Origin of the sequence: Rhizobacter sp. SG703 (assembly GCF_012275445.1) — a bacterium.
Classification (GTDB): domain Bacteria; phylum Pseudomonadota; class Gammaproteobacteria; order Burkholderiales; family Burkholderiaceae_C; genus Rhizobacter.
In genome coordinates this window covers 101,723-120,627 of record NZ_JAAZQK010000011.1, presented here as the reverse complement: position 1 = coordinate 120,627, position 18,905 = coordinate 101,723, and the positions used below count along the sequence as shown (strand labels likewise).

Sequence of the window (18,905 nt, the reverse complement as noted above, 5' to 3'; positions counted from 1 at the left end):
GGAGAGGGATCAGCGGCCCGCGGCGGGCACCAGCACCAGCCAGTTGCCTTCCACCGCCTGCACCACGTGCTCGCCGGGCAGTGCGGGCGCATCGGGGGCGAGCCGCGCGGTCCAGGTGGAGCCGCGGTAGGGCACGCGGGCGGTGCGGTCGTCGGCCCAGGCCGCCACGCTCACCCGCTCGCCGATGTCGATGTTGACGTCGCGGTTCTCTCGCACCGGGCCGGCGGCTGGCCGCTGCAGGCGCCGCCAGTGCCACAGCGCGACCGCGCCGCCGCCCACCACGGCCGCCATCACCAGCTGGCCGGGCAGCTTGAAGCCGAGCAGGGCCGCCAGCGCCGCAGCGGCCAGGCCGAGCGCGAACATCAGCAGGTAGAAGGTGCCGGTGGCCAGCTCGGCGGCCACGGCCACCCCGGCTGCCACCCACCAGAACGTCGACGGGCTCATGTCCATGGACTCTCCTCGTTTGAAGGTCTGTTGCGTCCACCCCGCACGCACCGAAGGGCAGTGTAAGGGGGCCCCACACCCGTCATCGAACGGCCCTACACTTCGCGCCTTCCATTCTGTTGCCGCCCGGCGTTTTCCTTGAGGTGACCATGCTGCGTTTCAACTTTCCGATCGTCATCATCGACGAAGACTTCCGTTCCGAGAACACCTCGGGCCTGGGAATCCGGGCGCTGGCCGCGGCCATCGAGAAGGAAGGCTTCGAGGTGCTGGGCGCCACCAGCTATGGCGACCTGTCGCAGTTCGCGCAGCAGCAAAGCCGTGCCAGCGCGTTCATCCTGTCGATCGACGACAACGAGTTCACCCAGGGGCCCGAGCTCGACCCGGTGGTGCTGAACCTGCGCAAGTTCATCCAGGAGATCCGCTTCAAGAACGCCGAGATCCCGATCTACCTGTACGGCGAGACGCGCACCTCGCAGCACCTGCCCAACGACGTGCTGCGCGAGCTGCACGGCTTCATCCACATGTTCGAGGACACGCCGGAGTTCGTGGCCCGCCACATCATCCGCGAAGCCAAGTCTTACATGGACGGCCTCGCGCCGCCGTTCTTCCGTGCGCTGGTCGACTACGCGCAGGACGGCTCGTACTCCTGGCACTGCCCCGGCCACTCGGGCGGCGTCGCGTTCCTGAAGAGCCCGGTCGGGCGGATGTTCCACCAGTTCTTCGGCGAGAACATGCTGCGCGCCGACGTCTGCAACAGCGTCGACGAACTCGGCCAGCTGCTGGACCATACCGGCCCGATCGCCGAGAGCGAACGCAATGCGGCGCGCATCTTCAACGCCGACCACTGCTTCTTCGTGACCAACGGCACCAGCACCAGCAACAAGATGGTGTGGCACCACAACGTGGCGCCGGGCGACGTGGTGGTGGTCGACCGCAACTGCCACAAGTCGATCCTGCACTCGATCATCATGACCGGCGCGGTGCCGGTGTTCCTGCCGCCCACGCGCAACCACTACGGCATCATCGGCCCGATCCCCGAGGCGGAGTTCTCGCCCGAGGCCATCCGCCGCAAGATCGCGAAGAACCCGCTGCTGGCCGGTGTCGATGCGAAGAAGGTCAAGCCGCGCATCCTGACGCTGACGCAGAGCACCTACGACGGCGTGCTCTACAACACCGAGAGCATCAAGAAATCGCTCGACGGCTACATCGACACGCTGCATTTCGACGAAGCCTGGCTGCCGCACGCCGCCTTCCACGAGTTCTACGGCGAGTTCCATGCGATGGGCCGCAACCGGCCGCGCCCGAAGGACCAGATCGTCTACGCGACGCAGTCCACCCACAAGCTGCTGGCCGGCATCAGCCAGGCCTCGCAGGTGCTGGTGCAGGACGCGCAGCACCGCAAGCTCGACACGCACCTCTTCAACGAGGCCTACCTGATGCACACGTCGACCAGCCCGCAGTACGCGATCATCGCGAGCTGCGATGTGGCCGCCGCGATGATGGAAGCGCCGGGCGGGCGCGCGCTGGTCGAGGAGAGCATCGCCGAGTCGATGGACTTCCGCCGCGCGATGCGCAAGGTCGACAAGGAATACGGCAAGGACTGGTGGTTCAAGGTCTGGGGCCCGGACAAGCTGGTCGGCGAAGGCATCGGCAAGAGCAGCGACTGGGTGCTGAAGGCCGGCGAGAAGTGGCACGGCTTCGGCGACCTGGCGAGCGGCTTCAACCTGCTCGACCCGATCAAGTGCACGCTGATCACGCCCGGGCTCGACGTCTCGGGCAAGTTCGCGAAGACCGGCATCCCGGCGTCCATCGTCACCAAGTTCCTGGCCGAGCACGGCGTGGTGGTCGAGAAGACCGGGCTGTACTCGTTCTTCATCATGTTCACGATCGGCATCACGAAGGGCCGCTGGAACACGCTGCTGACCGCGCTGCAACAGTTCAAGGACGACTACGACCGCAATGCGCCGCTGTGGCGCGTGCTGCCGGAGTTCGTCGCGGCGCACCCGCGCTACGAGCGCATGGGGCTGGCCGACCTGAGCCAGTCGATCCACGAGATGTACGCGAAGGGCGACATCGCGCGGCTGACCACCGAGATGTACCTGTCGGACCTGCAGCCGGCGATGAAGCCGACCGATGCGTTCGCGCGCATCGCGCACCGCGACACCGAGCGGGTGGCGATCGACGACCTCGAAGGCCGTGTCACCACCTCGCTGCTGACGCCGTACCCGCCGGGCATCCCGCTGCTGATCCCCGGCGAGCGCTTCAACAAGAAGATCGTCGACTACCTGAAGTTCACGCGCGAGTTCAACGGCAAGTTCCCCGGCTTCGACACCGACGTGCACGGGCTGGTGGAACACGACAGCGGCGAAGGCTCGCGCACGTACCACGTGGATTGCGTGAAGGAAACCTGATGGCGGCGGTCGACGCGCTGGTGGCCGGGCCGCGCTGAGCGACCCTTTCAGCCGGCCGGTGCGAAGCCGCTGTCGAAGGCGTGGCGCACCTCGAGCCGCTGCTTCAGCAGCCCGGCCTCGAGGTAGAAGTCGGCGGTTTCCTGCTGGTCGGCCAGCACCTGCGCATCAACGGCGATCCAGCGCTGCCGGCGGCGCTCGAACTGCAGCCGCGCGGCGTCAGGCGGGATGCCGATGATCCGCGCGAGCGCCGCCGAGAACTCCGGCACGTGCTGGTACGACCAGCGCTGCGCGCGCACGACGCGTTGCGAGAAATCCTGCAGCGCGGGGCGCTTCGCGGCGATCGCGCTGTCGGTCGCGGCCAGGAAGCTCAGCCCCGACGACAGCCCGCGGCCGTTGACCAGCACGCGCGCGTGGCCGGCGGTCTCGGCCATCGCGGTGTAGGGTTCCCAGGTGGCCCAGGCGTCGACCGAGCCCTGCGTCAGCGCGAGCTTGGCCTCGGCCGGCGGCAGGAAGCGGAAGGTGTCGGCATCGGGCTTCAGCCCGGCCGAGGCCAGCGCCTTCAGCGCGACGTGGTGGCCGATCGAGCCGCGGTTGGTCGCGATGCGCCTGCCCTTCAGGTCGGCCGCGCTCTTCAGCGGCGAATCGGGGCGCACCAGCACCGCGGTGCCGTACGGATCGCAGCGGTTCACGCCGATCGCCTTCACGCGCACGCCGTTCGACAGCGCGAAGATCAGCGGCGCATCGCCGATCGGGCCCAGGTCGACGGCCTCGGCATTCAGGGCCTCGGCGAGCGGCGCGGCGGCCGGGAACTCGGCCCACTGGATGTCATAGGCGAGGCCTTGCAGTTCATTGGCGGATTCGAGCAGCGCGCGCAGGCCGCCTTTCTGGTCGCCGGCTTTCAGCAGGGTCCGCTCGGCGCGCACCGAGCCGACGCCCAGCACGGCAGCGGTGCCGACCAGCAGGTGGCGGCGGGTGATGTGGCGGTGGGTCACGGGGTCTCCTTCAGGCCGCGCGGCGGGTGCCGGCGGCCAGCCGTTCGGCCACCAGCTGCCGCGTGCGCGGGATCAGCTCGCGGCCGTAGTCGATCGCATCTTCCAGCGGGTCGAAGCCGCGGATCAGGAAGGTGGTGACGCCGAGCGCGTGGTAGTCGAGGAAGGCCTCGGCCACCTGCTCGGGCGTGCCGACCAGCGCGGTGCTGTTGGAGCGGCCCCCGGTCTCCTGCGCGATGGCCGTCCACAGCCGCTTGTCGACGCGCGAGCCTTTCGCCGCGGCGGCCAGCAGCCGCTGCGCACCGACACTCTGCTGCGGCCCGCCGCGGCTGTAGCCGGCCTGTACGCGCAGCCGGCGGGTGTCTTCGAGGATGCGTTCGGCGCGCGCCCAGGCCTGGTCTTCGGTGGCCGCGAGGATCGGGCGGAACGACACCGAGAAGCGCACGCTGCGGCCGTGCTTCGCGGCTTCAGCGCGCACGCGGCCGGTCAGCTCGGCGACCTGGTCGAGCGACTCGCCCCACAGCGCGTAGACGTCGGCATGCTTGCCGGCCACCGGGATCGCCGCATCGGATGCGCCGCCGAAGTAGATCGGCACGTGCGGCTGCTGCAGCGGCTTCACCTCGGAGAAGCCGGCCTGGAAGCGGTAGTGCCTGCCGTCGTGGTCGAAGGGCTGGTCCTCGGTCCAGATGCGGCGCAGCACGGCCAGGTACTCGTCGGTGCGCTCGTAGCGCTGGTCGTGCGTCAGGTAGTCGCCATCGCGCCGCTGCTCGTCGTCGGAGCCGCCGGAGATGACGTGCACGCCCAGGCGCCCGCCGCTGAACTGGTCGAGCGACGCGATCTGGCGCGCTGCGAGCGTCGGCGCGGTGAAGCCCGGCCGGTGCGCCAGCATGAAGTGGATCTTCTCGGTGTGCGCTGCGGCGTACGAGATCGTCAGCGTGGCGCTCGGGCCGGTGGAATGGTGCGGCACCAGGATGCGGTCGAACCCGGCCTGCTCGTGCGCCTGCGCGAAGCGGCGCACGTAGTCGCGGTCGATCGCCGGGCCCTGCGCCGCGTGCGTCTCCGAGACTTTCTGCGTCTGGATCATGCCGATGAATTCGATGCTCATTGCGGTGTCCTGCGGTCTGGAAGGGGGAGAGGCGACGGTAGCGACGGCGGCCCGTGCATCGCAAATAATCATTTCGGCGCTCGATATGCGATCTGCGCGATTCGGGAGCCGCACCGGCGCGTGTAGCCTGCGCGCAGGAAGGAGTCGTCATGCGAACCGAACATCCCGAGCACGCGTTGCAGCACTTCATCGAGCGGGTCGCACGCCGGCTCGACGAGCAGTCCGACGAGGCGGCGATCCGCCGCGACGTCGGCGCGCTGCTCGCCGACCTGGTCGCGCACGACGACTGGCTGCCGGCCTCGCATGCGCAGCCGGGCGCGGACCGCTACCGCCAGTACCTGCTGCACCGCGATCCGCAGGCGCGCTTCTCGGTCGTCAGCTTCGTGTGGGGGCCGGGCCAGGCGACGCCGATCCACGACCACACCGTGTGGGGGCTGATCGGCGTGCTGCGCGGCGCGGAGCTGTCGCAGGGCTACCGCTTTGCCGGGCCGAGCCAACTGGTGCCGGCCGGTGCGCCGGTGCGGCTGGAGCGCGGGGCGGTCGACGCGGTGTCGCCGAGCGTCGGCGACATCCACCGCGTGACCAACGCCTTCGACGACCGCACGTCGATCAGCATCCATGTGTATGGCGCCGACATCGGCGCGGTCGAGCGCTCGGTCTACACCGAAGACGGCCAGCGCCGCTCGTTCGTTTCCGGCTATTCGCCGCTGCCTTGATTGAATCCTCCGGACCCCATCCATGACCGACACCACCGTGATCCCCGCGCTGAACCCCACCGATGTGCATGCCGCGCTGCTGGCGCGCGACGAGACCGCGCTGCTCGACGTGCGCGAGGAAGATCCGTTCGCGCAATCGCATCCGCTGTGGGCGGCGAACTTTCCGCTCGGCCGCATCGAGCTCGACGCGTGGGGCCGCATTCCGCGGCGCGACACGCGCATCGTCGTCTACGGCGAGGGCGCCGATGACGCGGTGCGTGCGGCGCAACGCCTGCGCAGCCTCGGCTACACGCAGGTGCACCTGCTGGCCGGCGGGCTGGCCGGCTGGGCGGCCGCGGGGCTGGAGCTGTTCCGCGACGTCAACGTGCCGAGCAAGTCGTTCGGCGAATGGGTCGAGGAGGCGCGCCACACGCCGTCGCTCGCGGCCGAGGAGGTGCAGGCGCTGCTCGACGCGAAGGCCGACGTGGTGGTGCTCGATGCGCGCCGCTTCGACGAGTACCAGACGATGAACATCCCGGGCTCGACCAGCGTGCCCGGTGCCGAACTGGTGCTGCGCGTGCGCGACCTGGCGCCCGATCCGGCGACGCGGGTGATCGTCAATTGCGCGGGTCGCACGCGCAGCATCATCGGCACGCAGTCGCTGCTGAACGCGGGCATCCCGAACCCGGTGAGCGCGCTGCGCAACGGCACCATCGGCTGGACGCTGGCCGGCCAGCATCTGGAGCATGGCGCGGCACGGCGTTTCGGGCCGGCGAGCGATGCGGCACGTGACGCGGCGCGGCGCGATGCGCGGGCCGTGGCCGAGCGGGCGGGCGTGCGGCGCATCGGTGCCGCGCAGCTCGCGCATTGGGCGGCCGAGCCGGGTCGCACGACGTACCGCTTCGACGTGCGCACGCCGGAGGAATACGCCGCGGGGCATCGCGCAGGGTTCCGCAGTGCGCCCGGCGGGCAGCTGGTGCAGGAGACCGATGTGCACGCGCCGGTGCGCGGCGCGCGCATCGTGCTGGTCGACCACGACGGCACGCCGGCCGGGTCTCGCGATGCGGGCGTGCGTGCCGAGATGAGTGCCTCGTGGCTGGCGCAGATGGGCTGGGAGGTGGCGCTGCTCGAGGCCGATGCGGCGTCGGACGGATGGGAGACCGGCGCCGATGCGCCGCCACGGCCCGCGCCGCCGGCGGTGCACGCCATCACGCCGCAGGCGCTGGCCGATTGGCTCGCGAGCCCCGGCGCCGATGTGCAGGTGATCGACGTGGCCACCAGCGCGAGCCATGTGAAGCGGCACATCCCCGGCGCATGGTTCGTGCTGCGCTCGCAGCTGCGCGGGGCGCTGAAGGTATTGCCTTCAGCGAAGCGCCATGTGGTGACCTGCGGCACCAGCCTGCTCGCACCGTTCGCGGCGCAGGATCTGCAGGAATTGCTGGGCCCGCAGGCCGAGGTGCATGTGCTTCAGGGCGGCACAGTGGCCTGGGCCGACGCGGGCTTGCCGGTGGAGGCGGGCGAACAGCGGCTGGCCTCGCCACGCACCGACCGCTACCGCCGCCCGTACGAGGGCACCGACAACCCGCACGCCGCGATGCAGGCGTATCTCGATTGGGAATCCGGATTGGTCGCGCAGTTGAAGCACGACGGCACGCACCACTTCGCACCGGTCTGAGACGGCGCGAACAAGAGCCGGCACGCCATTTGATCCAGGTCAAGTGCCGGCCGCCGCCAGCCTGCAGGCTCGGCCCTCATGAGCAAAGCGGCACGCCACCGGCACCTGACCCAGGGTTTCAGCACCTTCCTGCACCACCGGCGCGCGCAGCGGCATTTCGAGCGCCGCCCGCTGCTCGAGTCGCTGACCCGCGCGCTGCCGCCGGCCTCCGCGGGCGTGCTCCTCGCGCCCGACCTGCTGGCCGTCGCGCGCGACCCGGCCGATGCCGTGCTGCATCGCCTGCAATCCCGCGCGGACGGGCTGGATGCCGACGAGGCAGCGCGGCGCCTGGCCCGCGACGGTCCGAACGACATCGCCCACGAGAAGCCGCTACCAGGCTGGCTGCACCTGTGGCGCTGCTACCTGAATCCCTTCAACCTGCTGCTCACCGCGCTGGCCGCGCTGTCCTTCGTCAGCGCCGACGCGAGCGCGACCGTGGTGATCGCGGCCATGGTCGCGCTGAGCACGCTGATCCGCTTCGTGCAGGAGGGCCGCTCGCACCGCGCGGCCGAAGGCCTGCGCGCGATGGTGAGCAACACCGCGAGCGTGATCCGCCGGCCGGCGGGCGGTGGCGCGGGTGCGGCTGCGCCGGCCGAGCTCGCGCAACGCGACTTGGTCGCCGGCGACATCGTCGCGCTGTCGGCCGGCGACATGATCCCGGCCGACTGCCGCGTGCTCGCCGCACGCGACCTGTTCGTCGCGCAGGCCGCGATGACCGGCGAATCGCTGCCGGTCGAGAAGTTCGTGCAGCCGCATGCCGAGGCCGCCGAGGGCGCGCTGGCCCAGCACAACCTGGTGTTCATGGGCACCAACGTGGTCTCGGGCACGGCCACCGCGGTCGTCGTGGCCACCGGCCCGCGCAGCTGCTTCGGCACGCTGGCCGCGCATGCAGGCATGGCGTCGACCGCGCCGAACGCCTTCCAGGCCGGCGTCAACAGCGTCAGCTGGCTGCTGATCCGCTTTGCCGGCGTGATGGTGCCGGTCGTGTTCGTCGTCAACGGCTTCACCAAGGGCGACTGGCTGCAGGCCTTCCTGTTCGCGCTGTCGGTGGCAGTGGGGCTGACGCCCGAGATGCTGCCGATGATCGTCACCAGCACGCTGGCCAAGGGCGCGGTGCTGCTGTCGCGCAAGAAGGTGGTCGTCAAGCGGCTGGACGCGATCCAGAATTTCGGCGCGATGGACGTGCTGTGCACCGACAAGACCGGCACGCTCACGCAGGACCGCATCGCGCTCGCCCGGCATGCCGATGCGTATGGGCAGGACACCGACGAGGTGCTGAACTTCGCCTTCCTCAACAGTTACTACCAGACCGGGCTGAAGAACCTGCTGGACCATGCGGTGCTCGACCACGTCGAGCTGCCGGCGGTGCTGAAGCTGAAGGATGCCTACCGCAAGGTCGACGAGATCCCCTTCGATTTCGAGCGGCGGCGCATGTCGGTGGTGGTCGCGGCGCTCGAAGGCGGGCAGGACCTGCACCACGAGCTGATCTGCAAGGGCGCGGTGGCCGAGGTGCTGGCCGCCTGCACGTCGGTGCGCGTGCCGGGCCCGACCGATGCCTGCCTCGACGGCGGGCGCGCGATGCCCACGCAACCGCTGGATGCCGCGTTGCGTGCACGCACGCAGGCCGTCACCGAGGCGCTCGGCGCGGAAGGGCTGCGCGTGGTGGCCGTCGCGGTGAAGACGATGCCGCCGGCGCAATCCACTTATTCCGTCGCCGACGAATCCGGGCTGACGCTGATCGGCTACATCGCCTTCCTCGATCCGCCGAAGGAGTCCGCCGCGCCGGCCTTGCGCAAGCTGGCCGCGCACGGCATCACCGTGAAGGTACTGACCGGCGACAACGAGCAGGTCACGCGCAAGGTATGCCACCAGGTCGGCCTGCCGGTGGATGCGATGCTGCTCGGCCCGCAGGTCGAGGCACTGGACGACGAGGCGCTGAAGGCGGCCGCGGAGACCCATGGCGTGTTCGCGCGGCTGACGCCCTTGCACAAGGAGCGCATCGTGCGGGCGCTGCGCGCCAACGGCCACGTCGTCGGCTTCATGGGCGACGGCATCAACGATGCGCCGGCGCTGCGCGCGGCCGACATCGGCATCTCGGTGGACAGCGCGGTCGACATCGCCAAGGAAGCGGCCGACATCATCCTGCTGGAGAAGAGCCTGCTGGTGCTGGACGACGGCGTGGTCGAGGGCCGCACCACCTTCTGCAACATGCTGAAGTACATCCGCATGACGGCGAGCTCGAACTTCGGCAACGTCCTGTCGGTGCTCGTGGCGAGCGCCTTCCTGCCGTTCCTGCCGATGCTGCCGCTGCAGCTGCTGGTGCAGAACCTGCTGTACGACGTCGGCCAGACCGGGATCCCGTTCGACAACGTCGATGCCGAGCTCGTGGCCAGCCCGCTGAAGTGGAACCCGGCCGACATCGGCCGCTTCATGCTGTTCTTCGGGCCGATCAGCTCGCTGTTCGACCTGGTGACGTTCGCGGTGATGTGGTGGGTGCTGGGGGCGAACAGCCCCGAGCGGCAGGCGCTGTTCCAGACCGGCTGGTTCGTCGTGGGGCTGCTGACGCAGACGCTGGTGGTGCACATGGTGCGCACGCCCAGGCTGCCGTTCGTGCAGAGCCGCGCGGCCGCCCCGCTGATCGCGATGACGCTGCTCATCATGGCGCTCGGCCTGTGGCTGCCGGTGTCGCCGCTGGCCGCGCATTTCCGGCTGGTGGCGCTGCCGCCGCCATATTTCCTGTGGCTGGCGGCGATCCTGCTGGGCTACTGCACGCTCGCGACGCTGATGAAGCGCGTCTATATCCGACGCTTCGGCTGGCAGTAGTGGCGTACGCGAGTTGTGTAGGGCAATGGCGCGCGACGGTGGCTGTGTGCGACAGCGCACGGAGGGCAGGGGCCCGGTCGCCCACACTGGGGCATGAGTTCGAACAACCTGCAGACGCCCTCGCCACCCTCACCGCCGCTGCGCGGCCGGGCTGCGGCGCTGCGTCTGACCTGGTTCCATGCGGTGATGTCCCAGGTCAACCGCCTCATCCTGAGGCGACCCGACCCCCGCGAGCTGTTCAAGGGCGTGTGCGAGGTGTGCGTGGCGGCCGGGCACCTGGACATCGCGGTCATCGACCTCTCGGAGGGCCGGGAGGTCCACCGGGCCACGGCCGGCACGATGCGGCGTGCGGCGGCCGAGTCGCCCCAGAGCCTGCTGGACGGCGCTCGCATGCAGGCGCTGATGATGTCGCTGGCGATGCGCGCCGGCAACACCGTCGTGGTCGGCGATGCATCGACCGACGAGCGGCTGCACGACACCCGCGCCTGGTGCGCGGCGACGGGTGTCTGCGCGTTGGCAGCCGTGCTCCTGAAACGGGCCGAGATGCCGATCGGCGTGCTGCTGCTGCATTCGAAGACACCGGGCTACTTCGACGGCGAGGTCACCGAGCTGCTGGGCGAACTCGGTGCGGACCTGTCGTTCGCGCTCGACAACGCCGACCGCGAGCGCGAGCGGCACGAAGCGTCGTTCGCCGACCACGCGCGCAAGGTGGCCGAGGACGCCAACCGGGCCAAGACCGAGTTCCTGGCGCGCATGAGCCACGAACTTCGCACGCCGCTGAACGCGATGCTGGGCTTTGCACAACTGCTGGCCACCGACCCGGTCGAGCTGCTGTCGCCGCCGCAAGCCGAGCGGGTGCGGCTGATCACGCATGCCGGCTGGCACCTGCTCGGCCTCGTCAACGACGTGATGGACATCTCGCGCATCGAGGCCGGGCGCATCGAGGTCGTCAACGTTTGCGGCGACATCTCGGCGGTGCTGGACGAGGCCGTCGCGCTCACCCAGCCGCTTGCCAGGACGAGCGGGCTGGAGCTCTCGGAGCCTGTGGCCTCGCACGTCGGCATCGGTGCCGTCGCCGACCCGCGGCGGCTGCTGCAGGTGCTGCTGAACCTGCTGAGCAACGCCTGCAAGTACAACCGCCCTGGCGGCCAGGTGAGGATCGACGTGACGCAGGCCGGCAGCGAGGTCTGCCTCGACGTGGTGGACAACGGCATCGGCATGACCCAGGAGCACCTGAACCACCTGTTCGAGCCCTTCAACCGGCTGGGTCGCGAGGACCTTGCGGTCGAAGGCTCGGGCATCGGGTTGACGCTCGCGCACCAGCTGATGCGCCTGATGAACGGCCGGCTCGAGGTCGAAAGCAGCCCCGAATCGGGCACGCGGGCGCGGGTGGTCCTGCCGTCCTGCATCCTCGCGGCGGGCAAGGTTGCCGCCGGGATGCCGAAGCCGGCGGCGGTGGCGTCACCGAAGGGCGGGGCGCTGGTGCTCTACATCGAGGACGAGCCGGTCAACCAGCTCCTCGTCGAGCAGTTGCTGACGCGCTGCGAGGGCATTCAACTGCTGCAGGCGGTGAACGGCCGCGACGGGCTGGCCCTGGCACGCAGCCGGCAGCCCGACCTGATCCTGCTGGACATGCAGTTGCCGGACCTGTCCGGCTTCGAGCTGCTGTCTGCCCTGCGCGACGATCCGGCGACGGCAGCGTTGCAGGTCGTGGCGGTATCGGCCAACGCGACGCCGGCCGACGTGGCCGCGGCACTGGACCTGGGCGCGCTCTACTACTGGACCAAGCCGCTGGCGCTGGAGGCGTTCCGGGCCGGCCTGGCGAGCTTGCTGCCGGGTGCAGTTCAACCGAGCAGCGATGCCCTCTGCGGCGCCCGCACTTCGTAGGACAGCGGCCGGGTGTGCAGCGAGTGGACGTGCAGGGCCAGCAAAGAGGTCGAGCGCCGGCGTGGTCGGCCAGAGCCTGCACAAGTCATTGGCGATGCGCGGGAAATCATCGGGCAGGTGCACGGGTCGCACGCCATGGGGCAACGCATCCAGCCAGTGCACGGTGGCGCTCGTCAGTCGCTCGTTCTCGATGGACGGGCTGCGGCGCGCCCAGGCGTGGCTGGAGCTGCCGGCGTCGGTGCGCTGCGGTTCGTCGTCGGGGGGCATCGGGTCTCCCTGGTGGCGTGCAGGCATGCACGAGCCGAATCAACCGTAGCCGATCGCCGGGGGCGCGTCGGTGTCCTCGCGCACAGACCCGCGCGCGGATCCGATCCAGGCTCGACCATCCTCCATCCCCGAACCGACATGACGAAGTCATCGACCTTCCGTGTGTTCGACACGCGCGCCGCCGCGGACCGGGCCATCCGTGCGCTCGATCAGGCGAGTTTCGACATGAAGAAGCTGTCGCTGATCGGCAAGGGCTCCCACGGCGACGAGAAGCCGATGGGCTTCTACACCGTCGGCGACCGCATCAAGGCGTGGGGCGGCGCGGGTACGTTCTGGGGCGACATCTGGGGCTTGCTGATCGCACCGGCGGTCTTTTTCCTGCCGGGGGTGGGCGTGGTCGCGTTGGCCGGCCCGATGGTGGCAGCGCTGGTCGCTGCGCTCGACGGCGCGGCCGTGGTCGGGGTGTCCGCGGTCGCCGTGGCGTTGGCGCAAGTCGGCATGCCGCGCGAGAAGGCGCTCAAGTACGATGCGGCGCTCAAGGCCGACAAGTACCTGCTGGTCGTGCACGGCACGGCACAGGACCAGGCCACCGCCACGCGTCTGCTGGCCTTGTCGGGCGGGGCTGTGGCCTTGTAGGGCCGGTGGTTCAGCGCCTGCGTCGGCGCGTGGGCGTTGCGCCGGGCAATTCCGCCGGCTTCACGCGACCCAGGTGACTGGCGATCATCCCCGCCACCGTGCGCGCCACGGCGGTGGCGTCGAGCGGCTCGTCGAACAGCATCTCCACCGTCGCATAGATCAGCTCCACGACGATCCGGCTGACGAGCTGCAGCTGCGCCGCATCCGCCCCCGGCAGCGCACTCGCCAGCATCTGCGCCTGCTCGCGGGTCACCGCGGCGTGTGACGCAAGCCGCACCTCCTGCAAGGCCGGCACCGCCCGCAGCGCCCGCATGATCCACACGCCGCCTTCGGTCTGCGCGGTCGCTTCATGTGTCGCGAGGATCAGCCCCTCCAGCGCACGCTCCAGCCCCTCGGCCGAACCCCCGAGCACCTCCGGCGAAATCCAGTCGCCGATGCGCTCGTTCTGCGCCTGCATCAGCCGCTGCCCCAGCTCGCTCAGCAGCGCGTACTTGTTCGGGAAGTAGCGGTACAGCGCCGGCGGCGTCAGCCCGGCGCGCTCGCACACCAGGTTCGTCGACAGCCGCTCGATTCCTACATCGGCCAGCGTCTGCGCCGTCACTTCGAGGATCCGCTCGTAGGTGTCGGTCGCGCGCTGCTGCGCCGGCTGCTTCTTGGTCGCCAGCGCGGGCTGGTTCTTCCGGGGGGTCGGCATCGTGGTGGGCAGGTGACTCAGGGATTGTCCGGTGATCGGAGGTCGTTCCAGGCGATGACAAAACGATAGTCATCACTATAAACTAGTCATGACTACTGATCAGGAGATCGCGGCATGAAGTTGATGTCTTGCGTGGGCATGGTCTTGGGCCTGGTGGCGTTGAGCGCCACGGCCGCCGGCCCGGACGACGCGAAGGGCCTGTGGCAGACCGCCGAGAAAGACGCGGTGATCGAGTTCAAGCCTTGTTCCGACAGGCCCTCCGCGCTGTGCGGCCGCATCGTCTGGGACAAGGACGCCGGCACGCCCGCCGACACCTGCGGCGTGCTGATCGCCCAGCTCGAGCGCTACGACGCCGACGCCTGGCGCGACGGCTGGGTCTACGACCCGCGCGACAAGAAGAAATACAAGGGCGTGCTGCGCGTGAAGGGCGGCGACCTCCACATCCGCGCCTTCGTCGGCGTCGAAGTGCTCGGCCAGACCGAGCAACTCAAGCGCGTGCCGGCGCTGCCCGACACGCCGGTCTGCAAGCTCTGATCCGTCCCCCCTGATTCAACCCCACCCCTGGAGACGCCCATGCAACCGACCTTGTCCAGCCGGCCCCTGGTGCCCATCGGCCTGATGCTGCTCGCGATCACCGTGCCGTCGTTCGCGGCCGAGAGCCAGACGGCCAGCTACGCCGTCGACACCGAGGTGCGCGTCACCTCCGACCAGCGCACCCGCGGCATCTCGGATTCGCTGAACGGCCCGGGCATCAAGCTCAGCGTGCAGGCCGCGCACGAAAGCGGCGCGATCGGGCTGGTCGAAGTGTCGTCGGTCAGCAAGAAGCAGTTCCTCGAGGGCGACGGCTTCGGGCTGACGCTCGGCGCCGGCTACCGCGCCGGCGATCCGGAGGGCTGGCACTTCGGCCTCGGCCTCGCGGCCGAGCTGTTCCCCGGCGCCAAGTTCGATGCGCCGCACGGTTTCGACTTCGTCAACTTCGTGCCGACCGACTTTCGCAGCACCAACTACAACTCGCAGTTCGCGGTGCTCGAAGTGGGCTGGGGCGCGATCGAAGGCCGCGTGCTGAACGTGATCTCGAAGACCTACCGCGGCGCCGACACCGGCGGCGTCTGCGGCACGATGCTGTCGCTGATGCCCGACCCGACCGCCGGACTCGAGTGCTACGCGCGCGGCGACCACGATTCGCGCGGCAGCTGGCTCTACGACCTCGACTACAAGCACTCGCTCGACCCGGCCACCACGCTGAACCTGCATGCCGGCTACCAGAAGATCGCCAACTTCAAGGAGGCGAACTTCTCGGACTACCGCGTCGGCATCACGCACAAGCGCTGGGGCTTCGAATGGAGCGCCGACTGGGTCACCACGCACACCCGGGTGCGCGAGCTGTACCTCGCCCAAGACGGCGACGAGCTGAAGGCCACCGACAACAACAAGTTCTTCGTGACGGTCTCGCGCAAGTTCTGAGCACGAGCCCGAGATGACTTCCGACGAACGGCTGGTGCTCGCGGTCGACCTCGGCACCTCCGGCTGCAAATGCGCGCTGGTGGCGATCGACGGCACGGTGCAGGCCTGGGCCTTCCGCGCGGTGCCGCTGCATGTGCAGGGCGCCGCGGCCGAGCAGGATCCGCACGACTGGTGGACGGCCTTCATCGGCGCGGCCGGCGAGCTGCTGGCCGACGAGCGCCTGCGCCGCCGCGTGGCCGCGGTGTGCTGCTCGGCGCAGACCGAGGGCACGGTGTGCGTCGACAGCGCCGGCCAGCCGATCGGCCGCGCGATGACCTGGCTCGATGCGCGCGGCGCCGATGCCATCGCGCGCCGGGCGCGCGGCCGCGGGCTCAACATCGAAGGCTACGGCCCGCTGAAGCTGTGGCGCTGGCTGCGGCTGAGCGGCGGCGCGCCGTCGCTGTCGGGCCGCGATTCGGCCGGGCACATCGCGTGGCTGCAGGCGCACGATCCCGAGCGCTGCGCGCGCACGCACAAGTTCCTGAACGTGCCCGACTACCTGAACCTGCGCCTGACCGGCCGCTTCTGCGCGACGCAGGACTCGGCGCTGACCAGCTGGGTCACCGACAACCGCGACTCGCACCGGGTGCGCTACGACGCCGGCCTGCTGCGCCTGCTGGGCGTCGACGCCGACAAGCTGCCCGAGATCGTCCGCTCGACCGAGGTGCTGGGCCCGTTGCTGCCCGGCGTCGCGCTGGCGCTCGGGCTGGACCCGGCCACGGTGGTGGTCGGCGGCGCGATCGACACCTCGGCGGTGGCGGTCGGCGCGGCGGTCGGCGACTACCAGACCCACCTGTACCTCGGCACCTCGTCGTGGCTGGGCGCGCACGTGCCGGCGATGAAGACCGACGTGCGCCACAAGATCGCCGCGGTGCCGTGCGCGGTCGACGGCCGCTACCTCGCGATGGCGCTGCAGTCGACCGCCGGCGCGAACCTGTCGTTCCTGCGCGACCGCATCCTGTACCACCCGGACGAGCTGGCGAGCGACGATGAACACCCCGCCGTCTACGAGCTGCTGAACCGCATCGCCGCGCGCGTGCCGCCGGGCGCCCGCGGGCTGCTGTACACGCCGTGGCTGCACGGCGAGCGCACGCCGGTCGACGACCCGCGGCTGCGCGCCGGGCTGCTGAACCTGTCGCTGGAGCATTCGCGCGAGGACATCTTCCGGGCCTTCCTCGAAGGCGTCGCGCTGAACACCCGCTGGATGCTGGAGCCGTTCGCGCGGCTGCTGGGGCGGGACGTGGGCACCGTCACCGCGGTCGGCGGCGGCGCGCAATCGGACGTGTGGTGCCAGATCATCGCCGACGTCACCGGCCAGCCGATCCGCCAGCTCGACGGTGCGATCCAGGCCAATGCGATCGGCGCCGCGAGCATCGCGTGGGTCGGCATCGGCGCGCTGGAGTTCAGCGACCTGGCGGCGCTGCGCCGCACGCGCCGCACCTACGAGCCGGCGAGCGCGCTGCGCCGGCTGTACGGCGACAAGTTCGAGACCTTCAAGGAGGTGCACAAGCGCCTCGCGCCGCTGTACCACCGGCTGAACGCGCCGCAGGGAGCCGCCGCATGAGCGGCACCGTGGCCGAGCGGCAGCTCGTCGTCGACCTGTGCGTCGCGCTGTCGCGGCGCGGCCACCTGGCCGGCACCGGCGGCAACATCGCGCTGCGCATCGATGCCGGACGCATCGCGGTGACGCCATCGGCCACCGACTACCTGACGATGACGGCCGCCGATGTGTGCGTGCTGCGACTGGCCGATCTCGCGATGCTCGAAGGCACGAAACCGCCGTCGGTCGAGACCGGGCTGCATGCGCGCGTGCTGCGCGCGCGACCAGGCGTGCACTGCAGCATCCACACGCACCAGCCGATCGCCAGCGCCTGTGCGCTGCTCGGGCAGCCGCTCGAGGTGCCGGACGGTCCGTGGCGGCATTCGCTCGGCCGCCGCGTGCCGGTCGTCGGCTACGCGCCGTCGGGCACCGCCTGGCTCGCGGCGCGGCTCGCGCGCCGCTTGCGCGACGACACCCACGCCTGGCTGATGCTGAACCACGGCGTGCTGTGCTGCGGCCCGAATGCCGCCGCGGCGGTGCAGGCCGTCGAAGACCTGGAGACGCTGGCCTGCATGCACCTGCGGCAGCGCATCGCGGCGCGCGCGGCCCGCGAACCGGCGCGGCGCGAGGTCTTCGCGCGGCTCGACGCCGTGCTGGCCGATGCCATCCATCTCGCGAGCACGAATCCTGCAACCCCGGACAGACCCACGCCATGAGCGACCTCGCACCGATCCACTCCGCCGCCGCATCGGCCCCCGCCAGCGCCATCTCGGCCTGGCCCGACGTCGATTCGCTCTACCGCCGCTTCGACGAACTCGTGAAGCAGCCAATGCGCCCGATCCGCCGCGATGCGATGGCAGGCGTGCTGCGCCACTTCGACGAGCGCTGCGCCGGTTCGCGCCGCCTGGCCGAGCGGGCGCAGGCGGTGATCCCCGGCGGCGTGCAGCACAACCTGGCCTTCAACCATCCGTTCCCGATCGCGGCGGCGAAGGCGCAGGGTGCGCACCTGACCGATGTCGACGGCAACCGCTACATCGATTTCCTGCAGGCCGGCGGACCGACGTTGCTCGGCTCGAACCACCCGGTGGTGCGCGAGGCCGTCGACCGCGTGCTCGACGAGTGCGGTCCGGTCACCGGGCTGCTGCACGAGTACGAGGTGAAGCTCGCCGAGCTGGTGTGCCGCGCGATGCCGGGCATCGAGATGCTGCGGCTGCTCGGCTCCGGCACCGAGGCGGTGATGGGCGCGGTGCGTCTCGCGCGGGCCTGGACGCGGCGCAAACAGGTCATCAAGATCGGCGGCGCGTACCACGGCTGGAGCGACCAGCTGGTCTACGGCATGCGGCTGCCCGGCACCGGCCGCATGGAAGCCGTCGGCATCCCGCGCGGCGCGACGGCGCACACGCAGGAGTGCCATCCGAACGACCTCGACGCGCTGCGGCGCCGGCTGCAGCTCAACCGTTTGCGAGGCGGCACCGCGGCCGTGCTGCTGGAGCCGCTCGGCCCGGAGAGCGGCACCCGCCCGGTGCACCCCGACTACAACCGCCAGGTGCGCGCGCTGTGCGACGAGTTCGGCGCGCTGATGATCTTCGACGAGGTGGTCACCGGGTTCCGCCTCGGCATGGGCGGCGCGCAAGGCTACTTCGGCGTGAAGCCCGACCTGACGGTGCTCGGAAAGTGCCTGGCCGGCGGCTACCCGATGGCCGGCGCGATCGGCGGCCGGCGCGACGTGATGATGCTGCTGGTCGGCGGCATCGGCACCACCGCGCGGCGCGCCTTCGTCGGCGGCACGCTGTCGGCGAATCCGCTGTCGTGCGTCGCCGGCTTCCATGCGTTGCAGGAGGCCGAGCGCGTCGATGCGGCAGGCGTGGCGGGGCGGGCCGGCGACCGGCTGCGGCGCGGGCTCGAGGGCCTGATCGCGGCGCGCGGCCTGCCATACGTCGTCTACAACATCGGCTCGATCGTGCACCTGCAGACCTCGGGCGTGCTGCTGATGGACACCAGCAGCCTCTACAAGCTGTACCGCGCGAAGGACGAGGCCAAGGCGCGCAAGCACATGATGGAAGAGATGGGCGCGGCCTACACCGCGCACGGCCTGATCACGCTGGCCGGCAGCCGCCTGTACACCAGCCTGGCCGACACCGACGAGGTGATCGACGATGCGCTGAACCGCTTCGAAGACGTCTTCAAGCTCGTCTGA

15 protein-coding genes are annotated in these 18,905 nt (G+C 70.3%); 11 read left to right on the top strand and 4 right to left on the bottom strand.

What is annotated here, in order from left to right; genetic code table 11:
- Positions 1 to 9 precede the first annotated feature (9 nt).
- Positions 10 to 450 (bottom strand): NfeD family protein, encoded by a 441-nt coding sequence (locus FHT26_RS22750; RefSeq protein ID WP_349238207.1) that lies wholly within the window; start codon positions 448 to 450, stop codon positions 10 to 12.
- Between the two features lie 143 nt (positions 451 to 593).
- Between FHT26_RS22750 and FHT26_RS22745 the strand changes: the two genes are divergently transcribed.
- The gene (locus FHT26_RS22745) at positions 594 to 2,855 is read left to right on the top strand and encodes an arginine/lysine/ornithine decarboxylase (RefSeq protein ID WP_168562377.1); all 2,262 of its coding nucleotides are present in this window, start codon (positions 594 to 596) and stop codon (positions 2,853 to 2,855) included.
- Between the two features lie 47 nt (positions 2,856 to 2,902).
- Here the strand turns inward: FHT26_RS22745 and FHT26_RS22740 are convergent, their stop codons facing one another.
- Together FHT26_RS22740 and FHT26_RS22735 are read right to left on the bottom strand one after the other, a co-directional pair.
- Positions 2,903 to 3,817 (bottom strand): ABC transporter substrate-binding protein, encoded by a 915-nt coding sequence (locus FHT26_RS22740; protein ID WP_210427550.1) that lies wholly within the window; start codon positions 3,815 to 3,817, stop codon positions 2,903 to 2,905.
- Between the two features lie 40 nt (positions 3,818 to 3,857).
- Positions 3,858 to 4,949: an LLM class flavin-dependent oxidoreductase gene (locus FHT26_RS22735; RefSeq protein ID WP_168562376.1), complete on the bottom strand. Its 1,092-nt coding sequence runs from the start codon at positions 4,947 to 4,949 to the stop codon at positions 3,858 to 3,860.
- A 149-nt stretch (positions 4,950 to 5,098) separates the two neighbouring features.
- Between FHT26_RS22735 and FHT26_RS22730 the strand changes: the two genes are divergently transcribed.
- The 5 genes from FHT26_RS22730 (at position 5,099) to FHT26_RS22710 (ending at position 12,971) form a co-directional block, all read left to right on the top strand.
- A complete protein-coding gene (locus tag FHT26_RS22730) occupies positions 5,099 to 5,665 on the top strand; it encodes a cysteine dioxygenase family protein (protein WP_168562375.1) in 567 nt (188 codons plus the stop codon).
- Between the two features lie 22 nt (positions 5,666 to 5,687).
- Positions 5,688 to 7,319, top strand: a complete 1,632-nt coding sequence (locus FHT26_RS22725; protein ID WP_168562374.1) for a rhodanese homology domain-containing protein — start codon at positions 5,688 to 5,690, stop codon at positions 7,317 to 7,319.
- Positions 7,320 to 7,397: 78 nt separating this feature from the next.
- Positions 7,398 to 10,181, top strand: coding sequence for a magnesium-translocating P-type ATPase (gene mgtA / locus FHT26_RS22720; RefSeq protein ID WP_168562373.1), 2,784 nt, complete (start codon positions 7,398 to 7,400; stop codon positions 10,179 to 10,181).
- A 93-nt stretch (positions 10,182 to 10,274) separates the two neighbouring features.
- The gene (locus FHT26_RS22715) at positions 10,275 to 12,068 is read left to right on the top strand and encodes a hybrid sensor histidine kinase/response regulator (protein ID WP_168562372.1); all 1,794 of its coding nucleotides are present in this window, start codon (positions 10,275 to 10,277) and stop codon (positions 12,066 to 12,068) included.
- Positions 12,069 to 12,473: 405 nt separating this feature from the next.
- Positions 12,474 to 12,971 (top strand): DUF1269 domain-containing protein, encoded by a 498-nt coding sequence (locus FHT26_RS22710; protein ID WP_168562371.1) that lies wholly within the window; start codon positions 12,474 to 12,476, stop codon positions 12,969 to 12,971.
- 10 nt (positions 12,972 to 12,981) lie between these two features.
- Here the strand turns inward: FHT26_RS22710 and FHT26_RS22705 are convergent, their stop codons facing one another.
- Positions 12,982 to 13,665: a TetR/AcrR family transcriptional regulator gene (locus tag FHT26_RS22705; RefSeq protein ID WP_168562370.1), complete on the bottom strand. Its 684-nt coding sequence runs from the start codon at positions 13,663 to 13,665 to the stop codon at positions 12,982 to 12,984.
- A gap of 114 nt (positions 13,666 to 13,779) precedes the next feature.
- On the opposite strand from FHT26_RS22705, the gene FHT26_RS22700 reads away from it, so the two are divergent.
- Genes FHT26_RS22700 through FHT26_RS22680 form a run of 5 tightly spaced genes read left to right on the top strand, consistent with a single transcriptional unit; the run spans position 13,780 to position 18,905 of the window.
- Positions 13,780 to 14,199, top strand: coding sequence for a DUF2147 domain-containing protein (locus FHT26_RS22700; RefSeq protein ID WP_168562369.1), 420 nt, complete (start codon positions 13,780 to 13,782; stop codon positions 14,197 to 14,199).
- Between the two features lie 39 nt (positions 14,200 to 14,238).
- A complete protein-coding gene (locus tag FHT26_RS22695; protein WP_246868063.1) occupies positions 14,239 to 15,129 on the top strand; it encodes a TorF family putative porin in 891 nt (296 codons plus the stop codon).
- Between the two features lie 13 nt (positions 15,130 to 15,142).
- Complete coding sequence (locus tag FHT26_RS22690) at positions 15,143 to 16,732, top strand: xylulokinase (RefSeq protein WP_168562368.1); 1,590 nt, start codon at positions 15,143 to 15,145, stop codon at positions 16,730 to 16,732.
- Complete coding sequence (locus tag FHT26_RS22685) at positions 16,729 to 17,424, top strand: class II aldolase/adducin family protein (protein ID WP_168562367.1); 696 nt, start codon at positions 16,729 to 16,731, stop codon at positions 17,422 to 17,424. Before FHT26_RS22690 ends, FHT26_RS22685 begins: the two co-directional genes overlap by 4 nt.
- A complete protein-coding gene (locus FHT26_RS22680) occupies positions 17,421 to 18,905 on the top strand; it encodes an aspartate aminotransferase family protein (RefSeq protein ID WP_168562366.1) in 1,485 nt (494 codons plus the stop codon). The genes FHT26_RS22685 and FHT26_RS22680 overlap by 4 nt, the downstream gene beginning before the upstream one ends.